This window comes from Nocardiopsis aegyptia, from assembly GCF_013410755.1.
Taxonomy (GTDB): Bacteria; Actinomycetota; Actinomycetes; order Streptosporangiales; family Streptosporangiaceae; genus Nocardiopsis; species Nocardiopsis aegyptia.
Genome location: NZ_JACCFS010000001.1, coordinates 6,135,212 through 6,155,999, shown reverse-complemented (window position 1 = coordinate 6,155,999; position 20,788 = coordinate 6,135,212). Strand labels below are relative to the sequence as shown.

General features: G+C 71.9%; 17 protein-coding genes. 3 read left to right on the top strand and 14 right to left on the bottom strand.

Going from position 1 to position 20,788, the window contains the following annotated elements; all coding sequences use genetic code 11:
- Positions 1-27 precede the first annotated feature (27 nt).
- Positions 28-1,179: an acyl-CoA dehydrogenase family protein gene (locus tag HNR10_RS27465; RefSeq protein ID WP_179828496.1), complete on the bottom strand. Its 1,152-nt coding sequence runs from the start codon at positions 1,177-1,179 to the stop codon at positions 28-30.
- 224 nt (positions 1,180-1,403) lie between these two features.
- On the opposite strand from HNR10_RS27465, the gene HNR10_RS27460 reads away from it, so the two are divergent.
- Together HNR10_RS27460 and HNR10_RS27455 are read left to right on the top strand one after the other, a co-directional pair.
- Positions 1,404-2,330, top strand: a complete 927-nt coding sequence (locus HNR10_RS27460; protein WP_179828495.1) for a LysR family transcriptional regulator — start codon at positions 1,404-1,406, stop codon at positions 2,328-2,330.
- A gap of 298 nt (positions 2,331-2,628) precedes the next feature.
- The gene (locus HNR10_RS27455) at positions 2,629-3,957 is read left to right on the top strand and encodes an ABC transporter substrate-binding protein (RefSeq protein WP_179828494.1); all 1,329 of its coding nucleotides are present in this window, start codon (positions 2,629-2,631) and stop codon (positions 3,955-3,957) included.
- Positions 3,958-3,987: 30 nt separating this feature from the next.
- On the opposite strand, the gene HNR10_RS27450 is transcribed toward HNR10_RS27455, so the two are convergent.
- The 7 genes from HNR10_RS27450 to HNR10_RS27420 form a co-directional block, all read right to left on the bottom strand.
- Positions 3,988-4,635, bottom strand: coding sequence for a TVP38/TMEM64 family protein (locus HNR10_RS27450; protein ID WP_312889434.1), 648 nt, complete (start codon positions 4,633-4,635; stop codon positions 3,988-3,990).
- A 40-nt stretch (positions 4,636-4,675) separates the two neighbouring features.
- Complete coding sequence (locus HNR10_RS27445; protein ID WP_179828493.1) at positions 4,676-5,752, bottom strand: AI-2E family transporter; 1,077 nt, start codon at positions 5,750-5,752, stop codon at positions 4,676-4,678.
- Positions 5,749-7,170 (bottom strand): sensor histidine kinase, encoded by a 1,422-nt coding sequence (locus HNR10_RS27440; protein WP_312889433.1) that lies wholly within the window; start codon positions 7,168-7,170, stop codon positions 5,749-5,751. The genes HNR10_RS27445 and HNR10_RS27440 overlap by 4 nt, the downstream gene beginning before the upstream one ends.
- A gap of 67 nt (positions 7,171-7,237) precedes the next feature.
- Positions 7,238-8,077, bottom strand: a complete 840-nt coding sequence (locus tag HNR10_RS27435; protein ID WP_179828492.1) for a TIGR03943 family putative permease subunit — start codon at positions 8,075-8,077, stop codon at positions 7,238-7,240.
- The gene (locus HNR10_RS27430) at positions 8,074-9,147 is read right to left on the bottom strand and encodes a permease (protein WP_179828490.1); all 1,074 of its coding nucleotides are present in this window, start codon (positions 9,145-9,147) and stop codon (positions 8,074-8,076) included. Before HNR10_RS27430 ends, HNR10_RS27435 begins: the two co-directional genes overlap by 4 nt.
- A gap of 103 nt (positions 9,148-9,250) precedes the next feature.
- Complete coding sequence (locus HNR10_RS27425; RefSeq protein ID WP_179828488.1) at positions 9,251-9,973, bottom strand: DUF6518 family protein; 723 nt, start codon at positions 9,971-9,973, stop codon at positions 9,251-9,253.
- 134 nt (positions 9,974-10,107) lie between these two features.
- Positions 10,108-11,664: an alanine/glycine:cation symporter family protein gene (locus tag HNR10_RS27420; protein WP_179828486.1), complete on the bottom strand. Its 1,557-nt coding sequence runs from the start codon at positions 11,662-11,664 to the stop codon at positions 10,108-10,110.
- 262 nt (positions 11,665-11,926) lie between these two features.
- Between HNR10_RS27420 and HNR10_RS27415 the strand changes: the two genes are divergently transcribed.
- On the top strand, positions 11,927-13,282 hold the full coding sequence (locus tag HNR10_RS27415) for an MFS transporter (protein WP_179828484.1): 1,356 nt from the start codon (positions 11,927-11,929) through the stop codon (positions 13,280-13,282).
- Positions 13,283-13,375: 93 nt separating this feature from the next.
- Here the strand turns inward: HNR10_RS27415 and HNR10_RS27410 are convergent, their stop codons facing one another.
- From HNR10_RS27410 to HNR10_RS27385, 6 genes are all read right to left on the bottom strand, one after another.
- Complete coding sequence (locus tag HNR10_RS27410) at positions 13,376-14,926, bottom strand: DEAD/DEAH box helicase (RefSeq protein WP_179828482.1); 1,551 nt, start codon at positions 14,924-14,926, stop codon at positions 13,376-13,378.
- A 355-nt stretch (positions 14,927-15,281) separates the two neighbouring features.
- Positions 15,282-16,121: an enoyl-CoA hydratase/isomerase family protein gene (locus tag HNR10_RS27405; RefSeq protein WP_179828480.1), complete on the bottom strand. Its 840-nt coding sequence runs from the start codon at positions 16,119-16,121 to the stop codon at positions 15,282-15,284.
- 102 nt (positions 16,122-16,223) lie between these two features.
- On the bottom strand, positions 16,224-16,430 hold the full coding sequence (locus HNR10_RS27400; protein ID WP_179828478.1) for a helix-turn-helix domain-containing protein: 207 nt from the start codon (positions 16,428-16,430) through the stop codon (positions 16,224-16,226).
- 93 nt (positions 16,431-16,523) lie between these two features.
- Positions 16,524-18,122 (bottom strand): ABC-F family ATP-binding cassette domain-containing protein, encoded by a 1,599-nt coding sequence (locus tag HNR10_RS27395; protein ID WP_179828476.1) that lies wholly within the window; start codon positions 18,120-18,122, stop codon positions 16,524-16,526.
- Positions 18,123-18,348: 226 nt separating this feature from the next.
- Positions 18,349-19,671, bottom strand: a complete 1,323-nt coding sequence (locus HNR10_RS27390) for an AI-2E family transporter (RefSeq protein ID WP_179828474.1) — start codon at positions 19,669-19,671, stop codon at positions 18,349-18,351.
- Positions 19,672-19,834: 163 nt separating this feature from the next.
- Positions 19,835-20,242: a YccF domain-containing protein gene (locus tag HNR10_RS27385; RefSeq protein ID WP_179828472.1), complete on the bottom strand. Its 408-nt coding sequence runs from the start codon at positions 20,240-20,242 to the stop codon at positions 19,835-19,837.
- Positions 20,243-20,788 lie beyond the last annotated feature (546 nt).

The window sequence follows — 20,788 nt, the reverse complement described above, 5'->3', positions numbered from 1 at the left end:
CGCGCCCCGCGGAACGCGCCCCGGTGTTCAGGACCGGGCCAGGTGGCGGCTGATCACCATGCGCTGCACCTGGTTGGTGCCCTCGACGATCTGGAGGACCTTGGCCTCGCGCATGTACCGCTCCACCGGGAAGTCGCGGGTGTAGCCGTAGCCGCCGAACACCTGGACGGCGTCGGTGGTCACGCGCATGGCGGTGTCGGTGGCCATGAGCTTGGCCATCGCGGCGCGCTCGCCGAAGGGGCGGCCGGCGTCGCGCAGGCGGGCGGCCGCCAGGTACAGCTCCCGGGAGGCGGCGACCTGGGTGGCCATGTCGGCCAGCATGAAGCCCACTCCCTGGAAGTCGCCGATGGCCCGGCCGAACTGGTGGCGTTCGCGCGAGTAGGACACGGCCGCGTCCAGCGCGGCCTGGGCCACGCCGACGGCGCAGGCCGCGATGCCCAGGCGGCCGGAGTCCAGGGCGGACAGCGCGATGCCGAAGCCCTGGTCCCGCGGCCCGATGAGCGCCCCCTCGTCGAGTTCGACCCCGTCGAACAGCACGCCGGCGGTGGGCGAGGAGTTCATGCCCATCTTGTGCTCGGGGGCGGCCGCGTCCAGGCCGGGGGTACCGGCGGGCACGTGGAAGCAGCTGATCCCCTTGGCGCCGGACCCGGGCCCCCCGGTGCGGGCGAAGAGCGTGTAGTAGTCGGCCCGGCCGCCGTGGGTGATCCACGCCTTGGCGCCGTTGACCCGGTAGCCCCGGCCGGTGTCCTCGGCCCGTGTGGTCAGGGCGGCCGCGTCGGACCCGGAGGCGGCCTCCGACAGGCAGTAGGCGCCGAGCATGTCGCCGCCGAGCATGTCGGGCAGGTGGGCGGCGCGCTGCTCGTCGGTGCCGAAGGCGGCCATCGGGTAGCACGACAGGGTGTGCACGCTCACGCCCAGGCCGACCGCGAGCCAGCCGCGGGCCAGTTCCTCCACGACCTGGAGGTAGACCTCGTAGGGCTGGTCGCCGCCGCCGTGGTCGGAGGAGTAGGGCAGGCCGAGCAGGCCCGCGGCGCCCAGCGTGCCGAAGACCTCGCGGGGGAAGACGGCGTTGTCCTCGTCGCCTGCCGCGCGCGGCAGGAGCTCCTTGTCCACGATCTCCCGGGTCAGGTCGAGCAGCTGCTCGGCCTCCGGAGTGTGCAGTGTGCGTTCGACCGCCATGACCCTCTCCCAGCGTGCGCGGACCCACCCACGACCACATTTAGTAGGTCGTCCAACTATATGGTGACGAACGGCACCTTATCTCACCAAGCGAGACAGTGGAACGGCCGAGCCCTCGACACAGGGGGCCGCGGTGCCCGATACCGCTGGACGAAGCGCGCCGGGACACCCGCGCAGGGCGTACGCCTGTACAGGAACCCCCTTCCCGTCCTAGATTCCCTCGCATGGACCTCGAACTCCGCCACCTGCGCACCCTCTGCCTCCTGGCCGACACCGGCAGCGTGACCAGGGCGGCCGCCGCGCTCTCCACGTCCCAGCCCGCCCTGACCACACAGCTGCAGCGGATCGAGCGCGAGGTCGGCGGACCCCTGTTCCATCGCGGGCGCGCGGGCGTCAAACCGACCGAGCTCGGAGAGTTCGTCCTGGTCAGAGCACGCTCCGTCCTGTTGTCCATGGACGATCTGGTGAACGACATCACCGCGCGCGGCGCCTCGCCCTCCACGCTGCGGATCGGCGGCGTCGGATCGCTGGCCCTGGAGTTGTCGGCGCGGATGTCGGACGTGGTCCCCCACGTGCCCGTCCAGGTCCGCACGGAGTACTCCCCCAAACTGGTCACCGACCTGGTCCGGGCCGGACGCCTGGACGCCGGGACCACCATCGACTACGCGGACCGCGATCCCTCCACGGACGGCCCGCTGGCCTGGGCGATGCTGGCCGTGGAACCGCTCCATGTGGCCCTGTGGGCCGACCACCCGGCCGCGGACTCCCCTGTCGTGCGCCTCGCCGACCTCGCCGACAGCCCCTGGGCTCTGACACCCCCCGACGGCGCGGGCTGGCCCGACTGCTTCTACCTCGCCTGCCAGCGCGCGGGCTTCACCCCCGACGTGCCCTTCCGGCTCTACGAGCGCTCGGAGATCCGCGACCTCATCTCCGACCGCCGGGCGATCGCGCCCTGCCAGTCGGATTTCGAGACCGGGGCCAACGTGGTGGTCCGGCCGCTGGCCGGCGCGCCGATCCAGCTGCGCCACCTCCTGGTCTGGCGCCGCGACGGAGCCGTGCACCAGTACGCCGACCAGATCGCCCGGGTGGCCCGACGGATCCTGGACCGCGGACCCCGCGACACCGGCGAACCGGTCCTCCCGACGCGCTGACCGAGCGCGGCCGCCACCGGATTCCGCCGCCCCGGCCCCGGATTCCGCCGCCCCGGGCACCGTGCTCGCCGGACACCCCGGCCGTCGGCGCCGCCGCCGTGAGTCAACGTTGTCCCGGCTCCGCAGCACGTCAGCGGACCGAACCGCGCGCCCGCTATGGCAGTGGCTCACGACACACGCAGGCTACTCGCTGGTAAGGTACCGACCAGTAGGTGTGCTCCCCCATCACCTCTCGTCATCCCCCCGGGGTCCGCTCCCCGCTCAGGCGGACACAGCACTACAGGTTCAGGACACCACCATGCGATCACTGAAGGCACTCGCCTCCGCGCTCACCGTCGCACTCCTCGTCTCCTCCTGCTCCGGCGGCGCATCCGACGACGAGACCACCGACGCCGCGCCGGACGAGACCATGGGCGTCACCGACGACACGGTCGTCATCGGGACCCACCAGCCCCTCACCGGGTCCGCCGCCCCCGGCTTCCGGCACGTGTCCACGGGCGCCCGGGCGGTGTTCGACTACATCAACGACAACGGCGGCGTCCACGGGCGCCGGATCGACTACCAGGTGCAGGACGACGGGTTCGACCCCGCGCGCACCGCCGAGGCCACCCGGGTCCTGATGGAGGACCACGAGATCTTCGCGATGCTCGGCGGACTCGGCACCCCCACCCACGAGGCCGTCATCGCCGACCTCAACGAGGCGGGCGTGCCCGACCTGTTCGTCTCCTCCGGCGCGCTGGCCTGGGACCAGCCCGAGGAGTACCCCTACAGCTACGGGTTCCAGGTCGACTACACCACGGAGGCCAAGATCCAGGGCCAGTTCCTCGCCGAGAACTTCTCCGGTGAGGACGTCGCCCTGCTCTACCAGAACGACGACGTGGGCCCCTCCTCGCACGCCGGTATCGAGCAGTACCTCACCGAGGAGATCGTGGCCTGGGAGTCCTACGACCCCGGCGTGCCCGAGCTGGGCGGCCAGATCTCCGCGATGAAGGCCAGCGGCGCCGACGTCGCCGTCTGCTACTGCATCCCCGCCTTCCTCGCCCAGGCGGTCATGGAGGCCGCCGCGGTCGGCTACGAGCCCCAGTGGGTCGCGCCCAGCTTCGGCGGCGACGTCCAGATCGCCACGGGCCTCATCGAGCAGTTCTCCGAGGGCACCCCGGCCGAGGACATCCCGTCCGAGGCCTTCCTCGACGGGCTCATCATCACGACGTTCCTGCCCCCGGTCGCCCAGCCCGACGACCCCTGGACCGCGTTCTTCCGCGAGATCCACGAGGAGTACAACGAGGGCACGCCCTTCACCGACACCACGGTGTACGGCATGGCGCAGGCAGTGCTGTTCGCCCAGGTCCTCATGGAGACCGGCCCCGACCTGACCCGCAGCTCCCTCATCGACACCCTGCACTCGCGCGAGTGGACCGGCCCGGGCCTGGTGCCCTTCCAGGCGACCGAGAGCGACCACAGCGGCTACTCCGGGGTCCAGGTCATGCAGCACCACGCGGGCGAGGAGCTGGAGATCCTGCAGGAGCCGATGGCCACCGACAGCGGCGGAGGCGAGATCGTGCCCTTCGAGCTGGACCGGCCCGCCCCCGACGAGATCCCGCTCTTCGACGGGGCCGGCGACGAGTAGCGAGGGCCCCACGGCCCCGGCGGGCGGTCCTCAGGTGTCCGCCCGCCGCTCCCGCGCGGCACGGCGCGAGCGCAGCCACCACAGCGCCGCGATCCCCACCGCGGCGACGGTCCCGCCCACCGCCACGGGCAGGCCCACGTCCGTCCCGCCGGACCCGACCAGCACCAGCGCCGCCGTCGCCGGGATCCCGCCCAGGAGCGTGCCGAGCGCGAAGGGCAGCGCGCCCGCCCTCGTCAGGCCGAAACCGTAGTTGACCGCCTGATAGGGGACCACGGGCAGCAGGCGCAGCTGCACCACCGCCATCAGCGCCCGGCGCCCGGTCAGGCCCTCCAGCCACGCCAGGACGCCCGGTGGCAGCCTCCTGGCGATCGCCTCGCCCGCCACGTAGCGCGCCACCATGAACTGGACCAGCGCCGCGGCCAACCCGCCCGCCAGCGCCAGCAGCAGGCCCGGCAGGAGCCCGAACAGCAGACCGCCCGCGGCGTTGAGCAGCGGACGCGGCACCAGCGCGAACACGGCCACGACGTAGGCGCCGAGGTAGACCACCGCACCCGCGGCGCCCGCGGCGCCGACCCAGGCCCGCACGGCGTCCGCGTCCGGGCCGTAGCGCCAGGCGGCCACCAGGGCCACCACCCACACCACGACCACGGCGATCCGGGCCACGCGCCCCGTGCGCACCCCCTGCGTCCTCTCCCCCGCGAGTTCGTCCACCCCGGGCTCAGCGACGGTCCAGGCGCGGGAAGACGACCTTGGTGAGGACGATCGTCAGGGCCGCCGCGGTGGGGATGGCCAACAGCGCGCCGACCAGTCCCATCAGGGTTCCGCCGACCAGGGCGGCGGTGATGTTGGCGGTCGGGCTGACGTCCACCGCCTGGCGCATCACCCGCGGCGAGACGACGTAGCTCTCGATCTGCTGCCAGACGAGGAAGAACACCAGGGCCGCCACCCCGAGCCACGGATCGCTCACGGCCACCACCAGGGAGGCGGCCAGCGCGCCGATCGTGGTCCCCACCAGGGGGATCAGCGCCGTCACGCCCACCACCAGGGCGAGCGTGAGGGCGTAGGCGGAGCCGATCGCCCAGATGAAGAGGAAGGCCACCGTCCCGCTGATCGCGGCCACGATGAGCTGGCCCGCGATGAACGCGCCGATGCGCTGGACGATCTCGTCACCGATCTCCCGGACGCCGTCGCGGTTGGAACGCGGGACGAGCCGGTAGATGAGGTCGAGGATGCCGTGCAGGGACGCCATGAAGAACAGGGTCAGGATCAGCACGGTGAAGGTGGCGAACAGCGCGTTGAACACCACCTGGCCCACACCGACCAGGCCGCCGAACAGCTGTGACCCGAAGTCGGCGTCGGCCAGGGCGGCCTGGACCCGGTCCACGACGTCGTAGCGTTCGTCCAGGTCGGCGAAGAACGGGTTCTCCTGGAGCTGCCCGAGGGTCTGGGGCAGGTGCGTGACGAAGCTCGTCACCTGCGCGGTCAGCGGCGGGACGATCGCCCACACGAACACCACGGCGAACAGGATCAGCGCCAGGCACATAGCGAGGATCGCCGCCCACCGCGGCATGTGCAGCCGGCGGCGCAGGCCCTCCACCGCCGGGTTCAGACCGACCGCGAGGAACAGGGCGACCAGGATGTACACCAGGACCGCGCGGACCTCGATGACCGCCTGGACCAGGATCCACGCGCTGAGCACGCCCAGGGCACCGACGAAGCCGAAGAGGAAGTAGTTGGGTCGGCGGGGCGGGACCTCCCCCGTGGTGAGCGCCAACGGGCCCGCGCCCCGCTTCACTCCGCCGTCCGCGGGGCGTCGGGGATCCTCAGTGTGAACATCGCGCCTCCGAGCAGGTCACTGTGTCCGGCCACGAGCGTACCGCTGTGGGCCTTGGCGATCTCGCGGGAGATGGGCAGCCCCAGGCCGCTGCCGCCCGGATCGCGCTCCTTGGACTCGGCCAGGCGCGCGAAGCGCTCGAAGACGCGTTCGCGCTCCTCCTCGGGGATGCCGGCCCCGTCGTCGTGCACCTCCACCACGGCCGCGTCGCCCTCGCGTTCGACGATCACGTCCACGCGCGAGTGTGCGTGCCGTTCGGCGTTGGCGATGAGGTTGGTCAGGACACGGACGAGTTGGAGCCGGTTCCCGCGCACCCACACCGGACCCGAGGTGTGCACCCGCAGCGCGTGGCGCGCACGCCTGCCCCCGCTCCCGAACTCAGTCGAGACCAGGGAGGACAGGTCCACCCGCTCGCGCTCCCGGGCCGTCGTGGTGTCCAGACGGGCGAGTTCGAGCAGGTCGGCGACGATGTGCTCCAGGCGTTCGGTGTCGGCGAGCAGGCTGGACAGGAGGAGTTCGCGCGAGCGCGTGTCGGGTTCGGGATCGGAGAGCTCGACCTCCAGCTTGGTGTGCATACCGGTGATGGGGTTGCGCAGTTCGTGGGAGGCGTCGGAGACGAACCGGCGCTGGCGGGTGACCGCCTCCTCCAGGCGGTCCAGGCCCGCGTTGGCCGTCCTGGCGAGTTCGGCGATCTCGTCCTGCGTGCACGGGACGGGAAGGCGGCCGCTCACCCCGGACCTGGTGATCCGGTGGATCTCCTCGGTGATCTCCCGCACCGGCCGCAGGGCGCGCCCGACTCCGAACCAGATGATGGCCGCCGTGCACGCCAGCAGGCCCAGGCCCAGGCCGACGAACGCCACCTCCGGCAGCAGGGTGTCCAGGACGGCCGGCGGGCGCGTGGCGGCCAGCACCAGGACGTCGCCGTAGGCGGTGTCGTCGATCTCGTAGCCGACGACCAGGACGCACTCGCCCGGCGCGGTTCCGATCGCTGTCCCGCAGGCGGTCGTCTCCACCTGGAAGTCGGGGCTGTCGTCGTCCTCCCTGGCCATCGCCGGCCGCCCCTGGAGGGCGCTGCTGGCGGCCAGGACCTCCCCGGTTCCGCGCTCGACGACCTGCAGCCGCAGGACCAGGCCGGCGGTCGGTATCGCTCCCGGGTAGCGCTCGTGCACGATCTCGTCGGCGACCAGCCGGGCCGCCTGGGCCGCGTCGTCGCGCAGTTCCGTGACCAGCGTGCGGTGGACGAGGATGATGGTCAGGACCACCCCGAAGGCGAGGGCGACCGCCACGGCGGCGGACGCGCCGACGGTCACGCGGGCGCGGATCGACCGGGGCCGCAGCCGCCTCCCGGCCCTCCTGAGTCCACCGATCCGATCCGACACCCGCCCATTGTCACCCAGAGAGAACAGGATGCCACGAACGGCGCACGGTGTGGCGCCCCGGAGGCGGCTACTCGTAGGGGTCGGGGGGATCGTCGACGGGCACGCGCTCGATGACCTCGAACTCGTGCTCGGTGACGTCCTCCAGCGCGCCCTCCGGTTCGACCCACGTGCCGCGGACCGTCCACCAGCTGTCCGCCTCGGGGATCCGCCCGTCGTCGATGAAGACCTTGTTGACCACGGCGTCGGCGGCGCAGCACGCCATCTGCAGGCGGGCCAGGTACCACCCCTCGCCCTCGGGGTCGGGTACGGCGAAGCCGGTCAGCTCGACCTCGCGGCCGGCCAGGGTCCGCTCCTCGTCGATCCAGGCGCGCATGATGAACGCCTGGATGTCCATCGCCACGACCTCGCCCGGACCGGCCTCCTCCAGGCCGTCGTCGAAGCGGCCCGAACGGGCGCTCTCCCGTGGTGGCGCCGCCGACTCGGCGCTGGTCTCCACCGTGTAGGCGCCCAGCGCGGGCGGGGCGACGACGAAGACCGCCAGCACGGGGAGCAGCAGCATCCACGCGATGCCGGGGGCGCGCGCGTGGTCGTGCCCGTGGCCGTCGCCGTCGCCGTGGCCGTAGCGCTCGGCCACCGCGGTGGCGTCGTCCGTGTCCGGCGCGGTCGCCGCCGCCGTGTGCGTGGCCGTGCGCGGGGCCGCGTCCTCCACCTCGTCCCCGTCCCTCTCACCGCGCAGTTCGGCGGCGACGACGAGTGCGCCGAGCACGACCATCACCACGCCCGCGCCGATGAGGAAGGGCCCGAAGGCCGGCTTGACCCAGTTCAGGTACAGGTCCGTGGGGATCGTGCTGGTCAGCGCCGCGGCACCGAGCAGGACGAGGGTCAGACCCTGGCCGATGCGGTTCACAACAGAATCCTTCCGAACAGGAACGTGCTGAGCAGGCCGACCACCACGCACAGCGGGGCGAACCGGACGGCGAAGCGCCAGCCGAACATGCCCGCCTGCATCGCGATGAGCTTGAGGTCGACCATGGGGCCGATCACCATGAACGCGAGCTTGGCCGTGGGGGAGAAGTCGGTGAGGCTGACCGCCACGAAGGCGTCGGCCTCGGAGCAGATGGACAACAGGATGGCGAGCAGGGCCAGGACGAGCACGGAGACGATCGGCATCCCGGCGACCGTCACCAGCCACTCGCGCGGCACCATGACGTTGAGGCTGGCGGCGGCGAGTCCGCCGACCACCAGGTAGCCGCCCGCGTGCATCATGTCGTGCACCATCGAGTCGCGGAAGACCACCCACGTGGACGTGCCAGGCGCGTGCTCGCTCGCGGGCAGGCGCAGCCAGTCGGCACGGCCGAAGCGGACCCAGATCCAGCCGATGACCACCGAGGCCAGCAGCGAGGCGCCGAACCGGCCCACCACCATCTCGGGCTGTCCGGCGAAGGCGACCGCGGTGGCGATCATGACGACCGGGTTGATGGCGGGCGCCGCCAGCAGGAACGTGAGCGCCGCACCGGGCGCGACCCCGCGTCTCATCAGGCTGCCGGCGATGGGCACCGAGGCGCACTCGCAGCCGGGCAGCACCGCGCCGGACAGCCCGGCCACGGGGACGGCCCGGTTGGCCTTGTCGGGGAAGAAGCGCTCGTAGACGGAGGTGGGGACGAACGCGGTCAGCGCGGCCGAGAGCGCGACGCCGAACACCAGGAACGGCAGGGCCTGGAAGCTGATCGCGGTGAAGATGGTCGCCCAGGCCAGGAACGCCTCGTTGGTGAGGGAGTCGGACCACCAGGCGTGGGCCAGGGCCATCGCCGTGATGAACAGAGCGAACAGCCAGACCGTGCCGGTCCTGCGCGAACCGCGGCGGCGTCCCCAGTCGGCGGGCGGCAGGTCCTCGTCACGGTTCCAGCCGTCGGCGAGGGAGTCGCCGAGGGACGCCTGCGTCGTCGGGTCGGCACCTGGCGTAGTCCTGTCAGGCACGTGGGTACTCCGAGGTGTGGGGTGGGATCTCCACGCATGGTAGCCGAAACCGTTTTCGTCCGGGGCCGGTCGGCCGATGCCTGTGGACGAGCGCGGTCGGGCCTCACCCGAGGTGTCCCGTACCGGCCAGGGACATCACCGTGTTCACCGCCCACCCACCGGCGCACCACAGCAGGCCCGCGGGCACCATGGCGGCCAGCGCGCGCGGCCGGTCCCCCGGTTCGCGGGCCACCACCAGGACGAGCGCCGCGCCCAGCAGGACCGCGACCGCGGCACCGGCGTACATGGGGGCCGGGGACGAGGGCGGCGGCACCTCCGGCGCGGTGAGCCGGAAGTGGAGCCAGTCCAGGACCGGCAGCAGGGCGTCGGCGAGGAAGACCCCGCCCAGCAGGCCGAGGCCGACCAGGCGCCGCGACCGCCGGGCGTGGCGGATCCACGCGCCGGCCGCGGTCAGCAGCGGGCCGGCCACGCAGGCCGCCAGGAGCCACAACCAGGCCGGGAACGGCCACGCGGCGGGACCGAGCAGGGCGGCGGGCCCGGTCGTGAGTGCGGCCGCCACGGCGTAGTAGCACACCACCGCGCTGATCAGGGCCAGGGCGCCGGCGACGGGCACCTGCCACGCGCGCAGCCGGGTGCTCGCCCACAGCCCGACCAGGATCACGACGGCGCACCAGCCCGCCGACGCGTCGGTGAACAGCCGGCCGATCCACCAGGGCAGCAGTCCCGATCCGAGGAGGGTCAGGGCGCCCAGGACGGGTCCGGCCAGGGCCGCCAGGAGCAGCACCACGGGCGAGGAGCGGTGACGGGAGGGGAGGGTGTCCGGCATACAGGCGTCATCGTGCCGGACGGGGTCGGCGGTTCACCCCCCGGTCGGGCCGCGCGGCCCCGGGAGAGCGGTGCTCCCGGGATCGGGTGCCGCGCGCGGCGCGGCCGTCGGGCGGTCCGGTGGACGGCCGGGGGTCAGCGCTCCCCCGCGCCGCCGTCCTCGTCGCCCTCGGGGCGGTCCTCGGGCCCCCGTGGGCGGGGCGAGGCCTCCGCGGGGTCGGCCGGGGCCCTGCCCTCGCTCCGGTCCACGTCCTCGGGCAGCGCTCCGGCGGGATCGCCCCAGCACTCGACGTTGCGCAGGTCGGGCATCTTGGACAGCGTGAACTGGGGGTCGAGCCCGTTGCGGTACTGGCGGCTGTAGTCGGCCAGCAGGCGGAAGGCCACGGCCGACAGCGGGGCGATCGCCAGCAGGTTGATCGTGGCCATCACGCCCATCGACACGTCCGCCAGGCTCCAGACGACCGTCAGCGGCGCGATGCTGCCGATGAACACCGCCGCCAGGACGGCCCAGCGGAAGTAGGTCATGTACCGGGGCTCTGCGGCGAGGAACATCAGGTTGGACTCGCCGTAGTAGTAGTTGCCCAGGATCGACGTGAAGGCGAGCAGGAACAGGATGACGGTCAGCGCGTGGATCGACCAGTCGCCCAGGCTGCTCTGCAGCGCGTTCTGCGTGACCTCGGCGCCGCCCCCGGTCTCGTACTCGGGCTCTCCGGTCAGGACGATGAACGCCGTCACCGAGCACACCAGCAGGGTGTCGAAGTACACGCCCAGGCACTGGACCAGCCCCTGCTTGGCCGGGTGCGAGACCGAGGCGGTGGCGCCGGCGTTGGGGGCCGAGCCCAGACCGGCCTCGTTGGAGAACATCCCGCGGCGCATGCCCTGCACGATGGCGGCGCCCACGCCGCCGGAGACGAACTCGCGGACCCCGAAGGCGGAGGCGAAGATGTCGCCGATGACCCGGGGGATCTCGCCGATGTTGACGATCACCACGGCGAGGCCGAGCAGGATGTAGGCCACGGCCATCAGCGGGACGAGCGTCTGGGCGACGTGGGCGATGCGCCGGACGCCGCCGAAGATCACCAGGGCCACCAGCCCGGTGAGGACGACCCCGACCGCCGCCGCGAGGAGGAGTCCGCCGCCGAGGCCGAGGGCGCCCGCGGACGTGCCCACCGCGCCGGAGATGCTGTTGGCCTGGACCGAGTTGAACACCAGGGAGAACGTCACGGTGATGACGACGGCGAACAGCGCGCCCATCCACCGCCGGCCCAGCCCGTGCAGCATGTAGTAGGCGGGTCCGCCCCGGAAGCCCGTCGCCGTCCGCACCTTGTACAGCTGGGCCAGGGTGGACTCGACGAAGGCCGCCGACCCCAGGACCGTCGCCATCAGCCACATCCAGAAGATCGCCCCGGGGCCGCCGAGGACGATCGCGGTGGCCACGCCCACGATGTTGCCGGTGCCCACGCGGGAGGCGGCGGAGATCGCGAAGGCCTGGAACGAGGAGATCTCCCGCATCCCGTCGGGTGCCACGCCCGGGGCTCCGCGGATGACGCGGAACATCTCCGGCAGCAGCCGGACCTGCACCACGCCCGAGCGGATCGTGAAGTAGACGGCCAGGATGATCAGGAGCGGGATGAGGAAGTAGCTCCAGAAGAAGTCGTTCACGGCGACGATGGCGTCGTTGAGGACGTTCACGCGTTCCCCTTCAAGGCGACGAGGTCACCCCTGCGCTGGTGAGGGGCCGTCTCGTCACTGTCCACGCCGCGTCGGGAAGCGCGCCGCCCGGACACGCGAAAAGCCGGTAAAAGGAGGTAAAGGACGTTTCGTGCGGCCGGTGCGCGGAAGGCGCCCGCGGTGGGTGCGCCATCGGTCATCCGAACCGCACACATGTCGGCGGGTCGCCGTGTGGGGACGTCCACCATGGCCGGCCGAATGTGATCTGCCTAACGTTCGGCACATGGAACCGAACACCTCCCCTGCCCCCGCCCCCGAACAGCCGCGGACGCCGTTCGTGCGCGTGGTGACCGCCAGCCTCATCGGCACGACGATCGAGTGGTACGACTTCTTCCTGTACGGCGCCGCCGCGGCGCTCGTGTTCAACCACGTCTTCTTCCCGGACTCCGACCCGCTGGTGGGCACGATGCTCGCCTTCACCACGTACTCCGTCGGGTTCGTCGCCCGGCCCCTCGGCGGCCTGGTCTTCGGCCACTACGGCGACCGCATCGGGCGCAAACGGCTCCTGGTCATCAGCCTGCTGATGATGGGCGGTGCGACGTTCGCGATCGGCCTGCTGCCCACCTACGCGGCGGTGGGCGTGGCCGCGCCGCTGCTGCTGACGCTCCTGCGGGTCATCCAGGGCTTCGCACTGGGCGGCGAGTGGGGCGGAGCCGTCCTGCTGGTCTCCGAGCACGGCAAGCCGGCCAACCGCGGGTTCTGGGCCTCCTGGCCGCAGGCGGGGGCTCCCGGCGGCAACCTGCTGGCCACCGCCGTCCTGGCGGTGCTGGCGGTCGTGATGACCGACGACGCCTTCCTCGATTGGGGCTGGCGGATCCCGTTCCTGCTCTCGGGCGTCCTGGTGCTGGTGGGGCTGTGGATCCGCCTCGCCGTCACCGAGTCCCCGGTGTTCCGCCAGGCGCGCGAGCGGGTCGAGCGGACCGGTCGGCCCGAGCGCGCCCCCATCGTCGGCGTGCTGAGGGACCACTGGCGCGAGGCGCTGGTCGCCATGGGCGTGCGGATGGCGGAGAACGTCTCGTACTACATCGTCACCGCGTTCATCCTCGTCTACGCCACCCAGCAGGCGGGGCTGCCCAACGGTCAGGTCCTCAACGCCGTCCTGGTCGCCTCGGCGGTGCACCTGGTGACCATCCCCGCCTGGGGCGCGCTCTCGGACCGGATCGGACGACGCCCGGTGACCGCCATCGGCGCGGCGGGCATCGCCGTGTGGGGCTTCGCCTTCTTCCCGCTCATCGACATCGGCGCGTTCTGGTCGGTGGCGCTCGCGGCCACCGTCGGCCTGATCCTGCACGGGGCCATGTACGGCCCGCAGGCGGCCTTCTTCTCCGAACTGTTCAGCACGCGGGTGCGCTACTCAGGCGCCTCCGTGGGGTACCAGCTGGCGTCCATCGTGGCGGGCGGCCTGGCGCCGCTGATCGCGACCGCGCTGCTGGCCTCGTTCGGCACGGCGACGCCGGTCGCGCTGTACATGGCCGGGATGGCGGTGCTGACCCTGGTCGCGGTGGCGGTCGCCCGGGAGACGCGGGGCCGGGACCTGAGCGAGGTCGCCGCCGTCGCCGAGGGGACTGTCCGAGAGTAGTCACCGACCCCGGTAACAGCACTCGGGCCCGGCGAGAGATCGCCGGGCCCGAGTGTGTCGCTTCAGTGGACGGCCTGGACCGTCCGGGGTGGATCAGCGCTGCGGCGCCGAGTCGAAGCGGCTGCCGCCGCTCCGGTTGCCGCCGCGGTAACCGCCGCCACCGCGGTTGTCGCCACCGCGGTAGCCGCCTCCGCCGCCGCCCCGGTAGCCGCCGCCACCGCCGCCGCGGCGCTCGCCGCGGTAGCCGCCCTCACTGCGGAAGCCGCCCTCACGGCGCTCGCCGCCGCCTTCGCCGCGCTCACCGCGGAAGCCGCCCTCGCCGCGGTCGTTGCGGGGACGGTCGCCGCGGTAGCCACCGCGGTACCCGCCACCGCCACCGCCGCCGCGGTAGCCGCCACCGCCGCCACCGCGGTACCCGCCTCGGCGGGGGCCGCCGCGGCCGCGGCGCTCGCGCACCGGCTCCGGCGGCTCGATCCACGGCTCCCAGGACGGCTCCTTGGCCCCGGTCACCTCAGAGAGGAGCTCGTCACCCGGGTTGACCAGGTGCTGCTTGGCTTCGACACCGGCGTCGCTGAGCAGGCGGCGGGCCATGCGGCGCTGGTTGGGCGCCACCAGGGAGACCACCGTGCCGGCCAGGCCGGCGCGGGCGGTACGGCCGCCGCGGTGCAGGTAGTCCTTGTGTCCGGTCGGCAGGTCGATGTTGACCACCAGGTCGATGCCGTCGACGTGGATGCCGCGAGCGGCGACGTCGGTGGCGACCAGGGCCTGGATCTTGCCTTCCTTGAACTTGGCGAGGGTGCGCGTACGCACGCTCTGCGTCTTGCCGCCGTGCAGCGAGGCACAGGGCACGCCCGCCTGGATCAGCTGCTCGCTGATCGTGTCGGCGCGGTACTTGCTGCGCACGAACAGGATGGTGCGGCCCTCGCGCGCGGCGATCAGGGTCACGATCTTGTTCTTGTCGCGGGGCAGCACCTTGAGCAGGTGGTGCTCCATGGCGGTGACCTGCGAGACCGGCGGGTCCACGGAGTGGGTCCGCGGGTCGTTCATGTACCGGCGCACCAGCTTGTCGACGTCGCCGTCGAGGGTGGCCGAGAACAGCAGGGTCTGACCGCCGGGCGTCACCTGGTCGAGGAGCTCGCTGACCTGCGGCATGAAGCCCATGTCGCACATCTGGTCGGCCTCGTCCAGCACCGAGATCTCCACGTCGCCCAGGTCGCAGGCGCCCTGCTCGATCAGGTCGGTGAGACGGCCCGGGGTGGCGACGAGGACGTCGACACCGCGGCGCAGCTCGTTGATCTGGCGGGTGTAGGAGCTGCCTCCCACGACGTCGCCGACGCGAACGCCGAGGACGCGGGAGTACTGGCGCAGGGCGTCGCGCACCTGGTGCGCGAGCTCGCGGGTGGGCACCAGGATCAGGGCCCGGGGGCGGTTCGCGGAGGCGCGGCGCTCGGCGCAGCGCATCAGGACCGGCAAACCGAAGGCCAGGGTCTTGCCGGATCCGGTGCGGCCGCAGCCGAGGACGTCGCGGCCCTCGATGGCGTCCGGGATCGTGGCTGCCTGGATCGGGAACGGGGTGGTCACACCGTTCTTCGCCAGCTCGTCGACGATGTCCTGGGGAAGCCCGAGGCTGTCGAAAGCAGGCATTACGGCAGTGTCCGTCAAGTGACGTGTACCTTCCTCATCGTTTGGCGGCGTTTCGAGGAAGGCTCCACACGGCCACGGAGGACCCAGCGAAGAAATCACACAAACGCGCCTGATCACACGCGGATGCGGCCCCTACCTGAGTGGGGCTTCTGCACTCCTTGGGTTCAAGAGTGGCGTCGACGGAATCGACACATTCTCCGCGTCTTGTGCGGCCCGGCGCGCTCGGATGCGCGCGGCATTCATCGACCGCTTGGTGAAGCGTACTAGAGATCGCTCCGGATCGGGGACGGGATGGGTGATTTTCCCCGGTGATACGGGTCTCCCCCAGCCCGCCCCACAGGCCTCGCCGCGCCGGTCAGCCCTGGCCCGCGGCCATGCCGGCGGCCAGTGCGGTGAGCCGGCCGACCTGGGCGCGCCGCTCGGCGGCGATCTGCTCCTCGAGCGTGTTGTCCGGCGCCTGGCGCAGCAGCGCCTTGGTGGCGGTGGCCGCGTCGCGGTCGGTGGCGAGAACGGCGGCGACCGCGTCGTCCACCGCGCCGGGAAGCTCCTCGGCGGGGACCACGAGCTCGGCCAGACCGAGGTCGCGGGCCTCCTCCGCGCCCACACGGCGGGCGGTCAGGCAGATCTCGACGGCGCGGTGGACGCCGACGATGTCCACCAGGGGCTTGGTCCCGGTGAGGTCGGGGACCAGTCCGAGCGCGGGCTCCTTCATGCAGAACTTGGCGTCGTCGGCCAGGATCCGCAGGTCACAGGAGAGCGCGAGCTGGAAGCCGGCACCGATGGCGTGGCCGCGCACGGCGGCGATGGTCACCAGGTCGGGGCGGCGCAGCCAGAGGAACCCCTCCTGGAGTTCGGCGATGTAGCCCTCCAGGTCGGCGGGGTCGGCCGAGCCGTCCGCGAGACCGGCGACGATGGAGCGCTCTCCGTCGACGCCCTCGGGCGTGAACATGTTGAGGTCGATCCCGGCGGAGAAGATGTCGCCCTCGCCGGAGACCACGACGACGCGGACGTCGGCGGGCAGGGTCCGGCCGATCTCGGCCAGCGTCGTCCAGGTCCGTCCGGTCATCGCGTTGCGCCGCTCGGGACGGCTGATGGTGATCCGCGCGACCTGTCCCTCCACGGCGAGCCCGAGCCCGGCGCGGCCGAGTTCGTCGTCGGTGGGCGGTGCAACGGACGCGTTCGACGCCTGTGCCATGTCTTCCTCCGTCGTGTTCGGTGTCACCCCCGAGATTACTCGCCGGTAACTCCCGTGGCCCACCCGCCACCGCCCCGAAGACCGCCGACGGACGGCCCGGGGCTAGGCCTTGCGGGTGGCGCCGCCCCGGCCGCGCAGTTCCGCGCCCGCCTCGCTGAGCAGCCGGTGGACGAAACCGTACGAACGACCGGTCGCGTCGGCCAGCACCCTAATGCTCTCGCCCCCGTCGTAGCGGCGCTTGAGCCGGGCCGCGAGTTCGGCCCGGTCCTCCCCCGACAACCGGATCCCCTTCTTCGCACCGTCGGTCACTGGGCCCTCCTCGCGGTCGACCTGTCCGGGACAGTCACATGATCGGGCATCCACCCCGCCGCCCGCCACATCCCCCGCGGCACGCGTTGTCGGTCAGGCCAGCGCGATGAGGTCCTCGAACTCGGCGTTCCACACGTCCTCGACACCGTCGGGGAGCATGATGACCCGCTCGGGCTGGAGCGCGGTGACCGCGCCCTCGTCGTGTGTCACCAGCACGATCGCGCCCTTGTAGTTGCGCAGCGCCGCGAGGATCTCCTCGCGGCTGGCCGGGTCCAGGTTGTTCGTGGGCTCGTCCAGGAGCAGCACGTTCGCGCTGGAGACGACCAGGGTGGCCAGGGCCAGCCGGGTCTTCTCCCCGCCGGAGAGCACCCCGGCTGGCTTGTCGACGTCGTCGCCGGTGAACAGGAACGAGCCGAGCGTGCGGCGCGCCTCCACCTCGGGCAGGTCCGGCGCGGCGCTCATCATGTTCTCCAGGACCGAGCGGGACACGTCCAGCGTCTCGTGCTCCTGGGCGTAGTAGCCGAGTTTGAGCCCGTGCCCGGGCACGACACGGCCGGTGTCGGGCTTCTCCACCTGGCCGAGCAGCCGCAGGAGCGTGGTCTTGCCCGCGCCGTTGAGACCGAGGATGACCACGCGGCTGCCCCGGTCGATGGCCAGGTCCACCCCGGCGAAGATCTCCAGGGAGCCGTAGGACTTCGACAGGCCCTCCGCCATCAGCGGGGTGCGCCCGCTCGGCGCCGGGTCGGGGAAGCGCAGCTTGGCCACCTTGTCGGACTTGCGCACGCCCTGCACGCCGTCCAGCAGCTTGTCGGCGCGGTTGAGCATCTGCTGGGCGGCCCGCGCCTTGGAGGCCTTGGCCCGGAAGCGGTCCGCCTGCTTGCGCAGGGTGTCGGCCTGCTTCTCCGCGTTGGCCAGTTCGCGGCGGCGGCGCCGCTCGTCGGCCTCGCGCTGGGTCAGGTACTGCTTCCAGCCCATGTTGTAGATGTCGATGGCGCTGCGGTTGGCGTCGAGGTAGAACACCTTGTTGACCACGTGCTCGACCAGTTCCACGTCGTGGCTGATCACGATGAGCCCGCCCTGGTGCGACTTGAGGAAGTCGCGCAGCCAGACGATGGAGTCGGCGTCCAGGTGGTTGGTCGGCTCGTCCAGCAGGAGCGTGTCGGCACCGCTGAACAGGATCCGCGCCAGCTCGATCCGGCGGCGCTGGCCGCCGGAGAGGGTGCTCAGCGGCTGGGAGAGCACGTTGTCCGGCAACCCCAGGCTGGAGGCGATGGCCGCGGCCTCGGACTCGGCGGCGTATCCGCCCAGCACGTGCAGCCGCTCCTCCCAGCGCGCGTAGGCGCGCACGCCCTTGTTGCGGGTCTTCTCGTGGTCGCTGGCCATCTTCTTCTCGGCCTCGCGCAGCCCGTTCAGGGCCTCGTCGATGCCGCGCGCCGAGAGCACCCGGTCCTTGGCGATGACGTCGAGGTCGCCGGTCCGCGGGTCCTGGGGCAGGTAGCCGATGGTCCCGGAGGAGGTGACGGTGCCGTCCGTGGGCACGCCCTCGCCGGCGAGCACCTTGGTCATCGTGGTCTTGCCCGCTCCGTTGCGGCCGACCAGGCCGATCCGGTCACCGGCGGCGACCCGGAAGGAGGTCGGCTCCAGCAGGAGCCGAGGTCCCACGCGCAGTTCGAGGTCGGTGGCGATCAGCATGACAGGGGCTTCCTAGAGGTGGAGTGCGGGTGTGGTCGCGGCGACGGCGCCCGGACGCGGACGACAGTGGTCCGGTGGGAGCGGGAGGGGTGTCGGGCGGCCGACCGACCCAGCCTAACGGCACGGGGCGCGGTCCGCCCAAGCGTAGGGGCGCCGGAGAACGCGGCGCCCGCCTCCCGGCCCAACGGAAGGCGGGCGCCGGTCATTCCCGGCCGACCGCGGGACCTCAGTCCTCGTCGGCGGCGTTCTCCTTGTCGGCACGGCGCGCGGCCGGTGGCGGCGGGTCCGCCTCCTCCGCCTCCTCGGGACCCGGGGCGTGCTCCTCGGGGTGCGCGGGCGGGCGGTTGCGCAGCAGTGCGGCCAGCACCGCCGCGATGGGGGTGGCCAGGAACAGGCCGGGGATGTTGCCGACGATGCCGCCGACGGTCAGGGCGATCAGGACCACCGCGGAGGGCAGTTCGAGCGCCTGGCCGTAGATGCGCGGCGCGAAGACGTTGCTCTCCAGCTGCTGGACGACCACGACGACGGCCACCACGATCACGGCCACGACCCAGCCCTCGGTCACGAACGCGACCAGGGCGGCGAGCAGTCCGGTGAGGAACGCGCCGATGATCGGCAGGAAGGCGCCGACGAAGGTGAGCACGATCAGCGGGATCGCCAGGTTGGTGTCGATGAGGATCACCAGGGCGATGCCGATGCCCACGGCGTCGAAGAGGCCCACCATGGCCACGCCGCGCACGTAGCGGCCCATCACCCCGTAGGAGACGTGTCCGGCGTGCAGCAGCCCGGGGCGGGACCGGGGCGGCAGCAGCGTGGCGATCCAGTCCATGAGCTTGTCGCCCGAGTGCACGAAGTACACGGTGAGGGCGATGATGAGGACGATGCCGAGCAGGACGCGGAACACCGCGGTCGTCGCCGTCCACGCGCCACCGAGGAGCTGGTCGGTGTTCTCCGTGATGAGGCTCTGCGCCTGGGCCCACGCGCTGTTGATGGCGTCGGTGATGAGGGCGGGATCCAGCCCGAAGGGCACGTCCAGGTTCTGCAGTTCCAGGACCGCGTCCGTGACGCTGTCGACCAGGGGTCCGAAACCGCTGACCGCCGGGCCCACGATCATCGTGATGACCCCGCTGAAGACCAGCAGGCCGACGAGGACGGTGATCGCCGTCGACGGTCCCCGGCCGAATCCGCGCCGGGTGATCGGGTTGGGCCGGCGCAGCCAGTTGGCCAGCGGCATCAGCAGCGCGGTGAGGAAGACCGCGATGATCACCGGCAGGGTGACCACCGAGAGGTAGGTCAGCGCGTAGACCAGCAGGCCCGCGACCACACCGATGATCAGCATCCGCCAGGCCACGTCGCTGATGCTGCGCAGGAGGTCGCCGGCGCCCACGTCGTCACGCTCGGTGGAATCCGTCGGGGCGGACTCCACCTCGGGGCCGGCGTAGTCCTCCGCCAGTTCCTCGGCGCGCGCCGCGAGGCGGTCGGCCCGGGCTCTGCGGGCGGCGATCCACTTGTTCAGGAGCGCCCAAACTCCCGGCCGCTGGGCTTGCACATGGACTCCATTCTCTGGGGTGGTGGGAGGGACCGTCGGGTCGCGACGGATGTGGCGACCACCGGTTCGGGGAGATCCCCGAACGCTACACCTGGTTCTCCGCTCGCGGCAGGGGGATCGCCGCTCCTCGTGGCGGAGCCGCCCCTGGGAGGAGGGGTCGACCTCAGAACTGCCAGGGCTCGCGTGTGTGCCCGGTGTGCACGATCTCGTTGCCGAAGGGCGCCAGGGCGACGGGGATCATCTTCAGCGACGCCCAGGCCATGGGGATGCCGATGATCGTGACCGCCAGGCCGATGGCGGTGGCGATGTGGCCGAGCGTGAGCCACCAGCCGGCGACGATCAGCCAGATGACGTTGAGGACCGTGCTGCCGCCGCCCGCGCCCGGCTTGCGGACCATGTCGCGGCCGAAGGGCCAGAGCGCGTAGCTCGCCATCCGGAAGGAGGCGACTCCGAAAGGAATGGTGACGATGAGGATGCAGCAGATGATTCCGGCGATGACATAGCCGACGGCCAGCCAGAATCCGGCCACGAACAGCCAGATGACGTTGAGGATGAGCCGCAGGAGGGCCACGGTGATCCGACTCCTTGTTCCGGTGCGGGGGTGCGGCCGCTCACGGGCCGCACTCGTGTTCTACCGTCTGTGACGCACCCGCACCACGACCTGTTGCGCCCGGCGACCCTGGTCGTTCCCCTAGGGGGCGTCATCGTGCCTGCGCACGCGCGGATCGGTACCCGTACGGACACGGGGGCGGCGCCCGGCCGCGGGGCGTGTCGGACGGAGGCGGAGGGGCGCCGTCGCGGGGTCGGCGGGCGGCGGGGGGACGGGGGCGTCACGCCGGGCGGCCACTGCACAGGGTGAGGGCTTACGGTCACGCCGAATCTCGGAACCCTGCGTAGACCGCAATGTGACCCGGACATCAGGAGAACCCCCTAGGCAGGAGGGTCTTCGCACCATACGATGTGCTGTGTCCTTCACAAGGCACCAGATCTTGCGATTTGCGACAAACTCGGGCAAACGACCGAAGACCAGTCAACGGACATCAGGTTTCGGTAACGGTTGGGCGAGTAATTTCCCTACCCCCCGTGCATGATCGGGAGTAGGGATGGCATGATTACG

Coding starts and splice junctions, on each gene's coding strand:
- HNR10_RS27425 (WP_179828488.1), bottom strand. CDS start 9,973: ATGCCGGACACCCTCCCCTCCCGTCACCGCTCCTCGCCCGTGGTGCTG.
- HNR10_RS27415 (WP_179828484.1), top strand. CDS start 11,927: ATGGAACCGAACACCTCCCCTGCCCCCGCCCCCGAACAGCCGCGGACG.
- HNR10_RS27410 (WP_179828482.1), bottom strand. CDS start 14,926: ATGCCTGCTTTCGACAGCCTCGGGCTTCCCCAGGACATCGTCGACGAG.
- HNR10_RS27465 (WP_179828496.1), bottom strand. CDS start 1,179: ATGGCGGTCGAACGCACACTGCACACTCCGGAGGCCGAGCAGCTGCTC.
- HNR10_RS27405 (WP_179828480.1), bottom strand. CDS start 16,121: ATGGCACAGGCGTCGAACGCGTCCGTTGCACCGCCCACCGACGACGAA.
- HNR10_RS27455 (WP_179828494.1), top strand. CDS start 2,629: ATGCGATCACTGAAGGCACTCGCCTCCGCGCTCACCGTCGCACTCCTC.
- HNR10_RS27460 (WP_179828495.1), top strand. CDS start 1,404: ATGGACCTCGAACTCCGCCACCTGCGCACCCTCTGCCTCCTGGCCGAC.
- HNR10_RS27395 (WP_179828476.1), bottom strand. CDS start 18,122: ATGCTGATCGCCACCGACCTCGAACTGCGCGTGGGACCTCGGCTCCTG.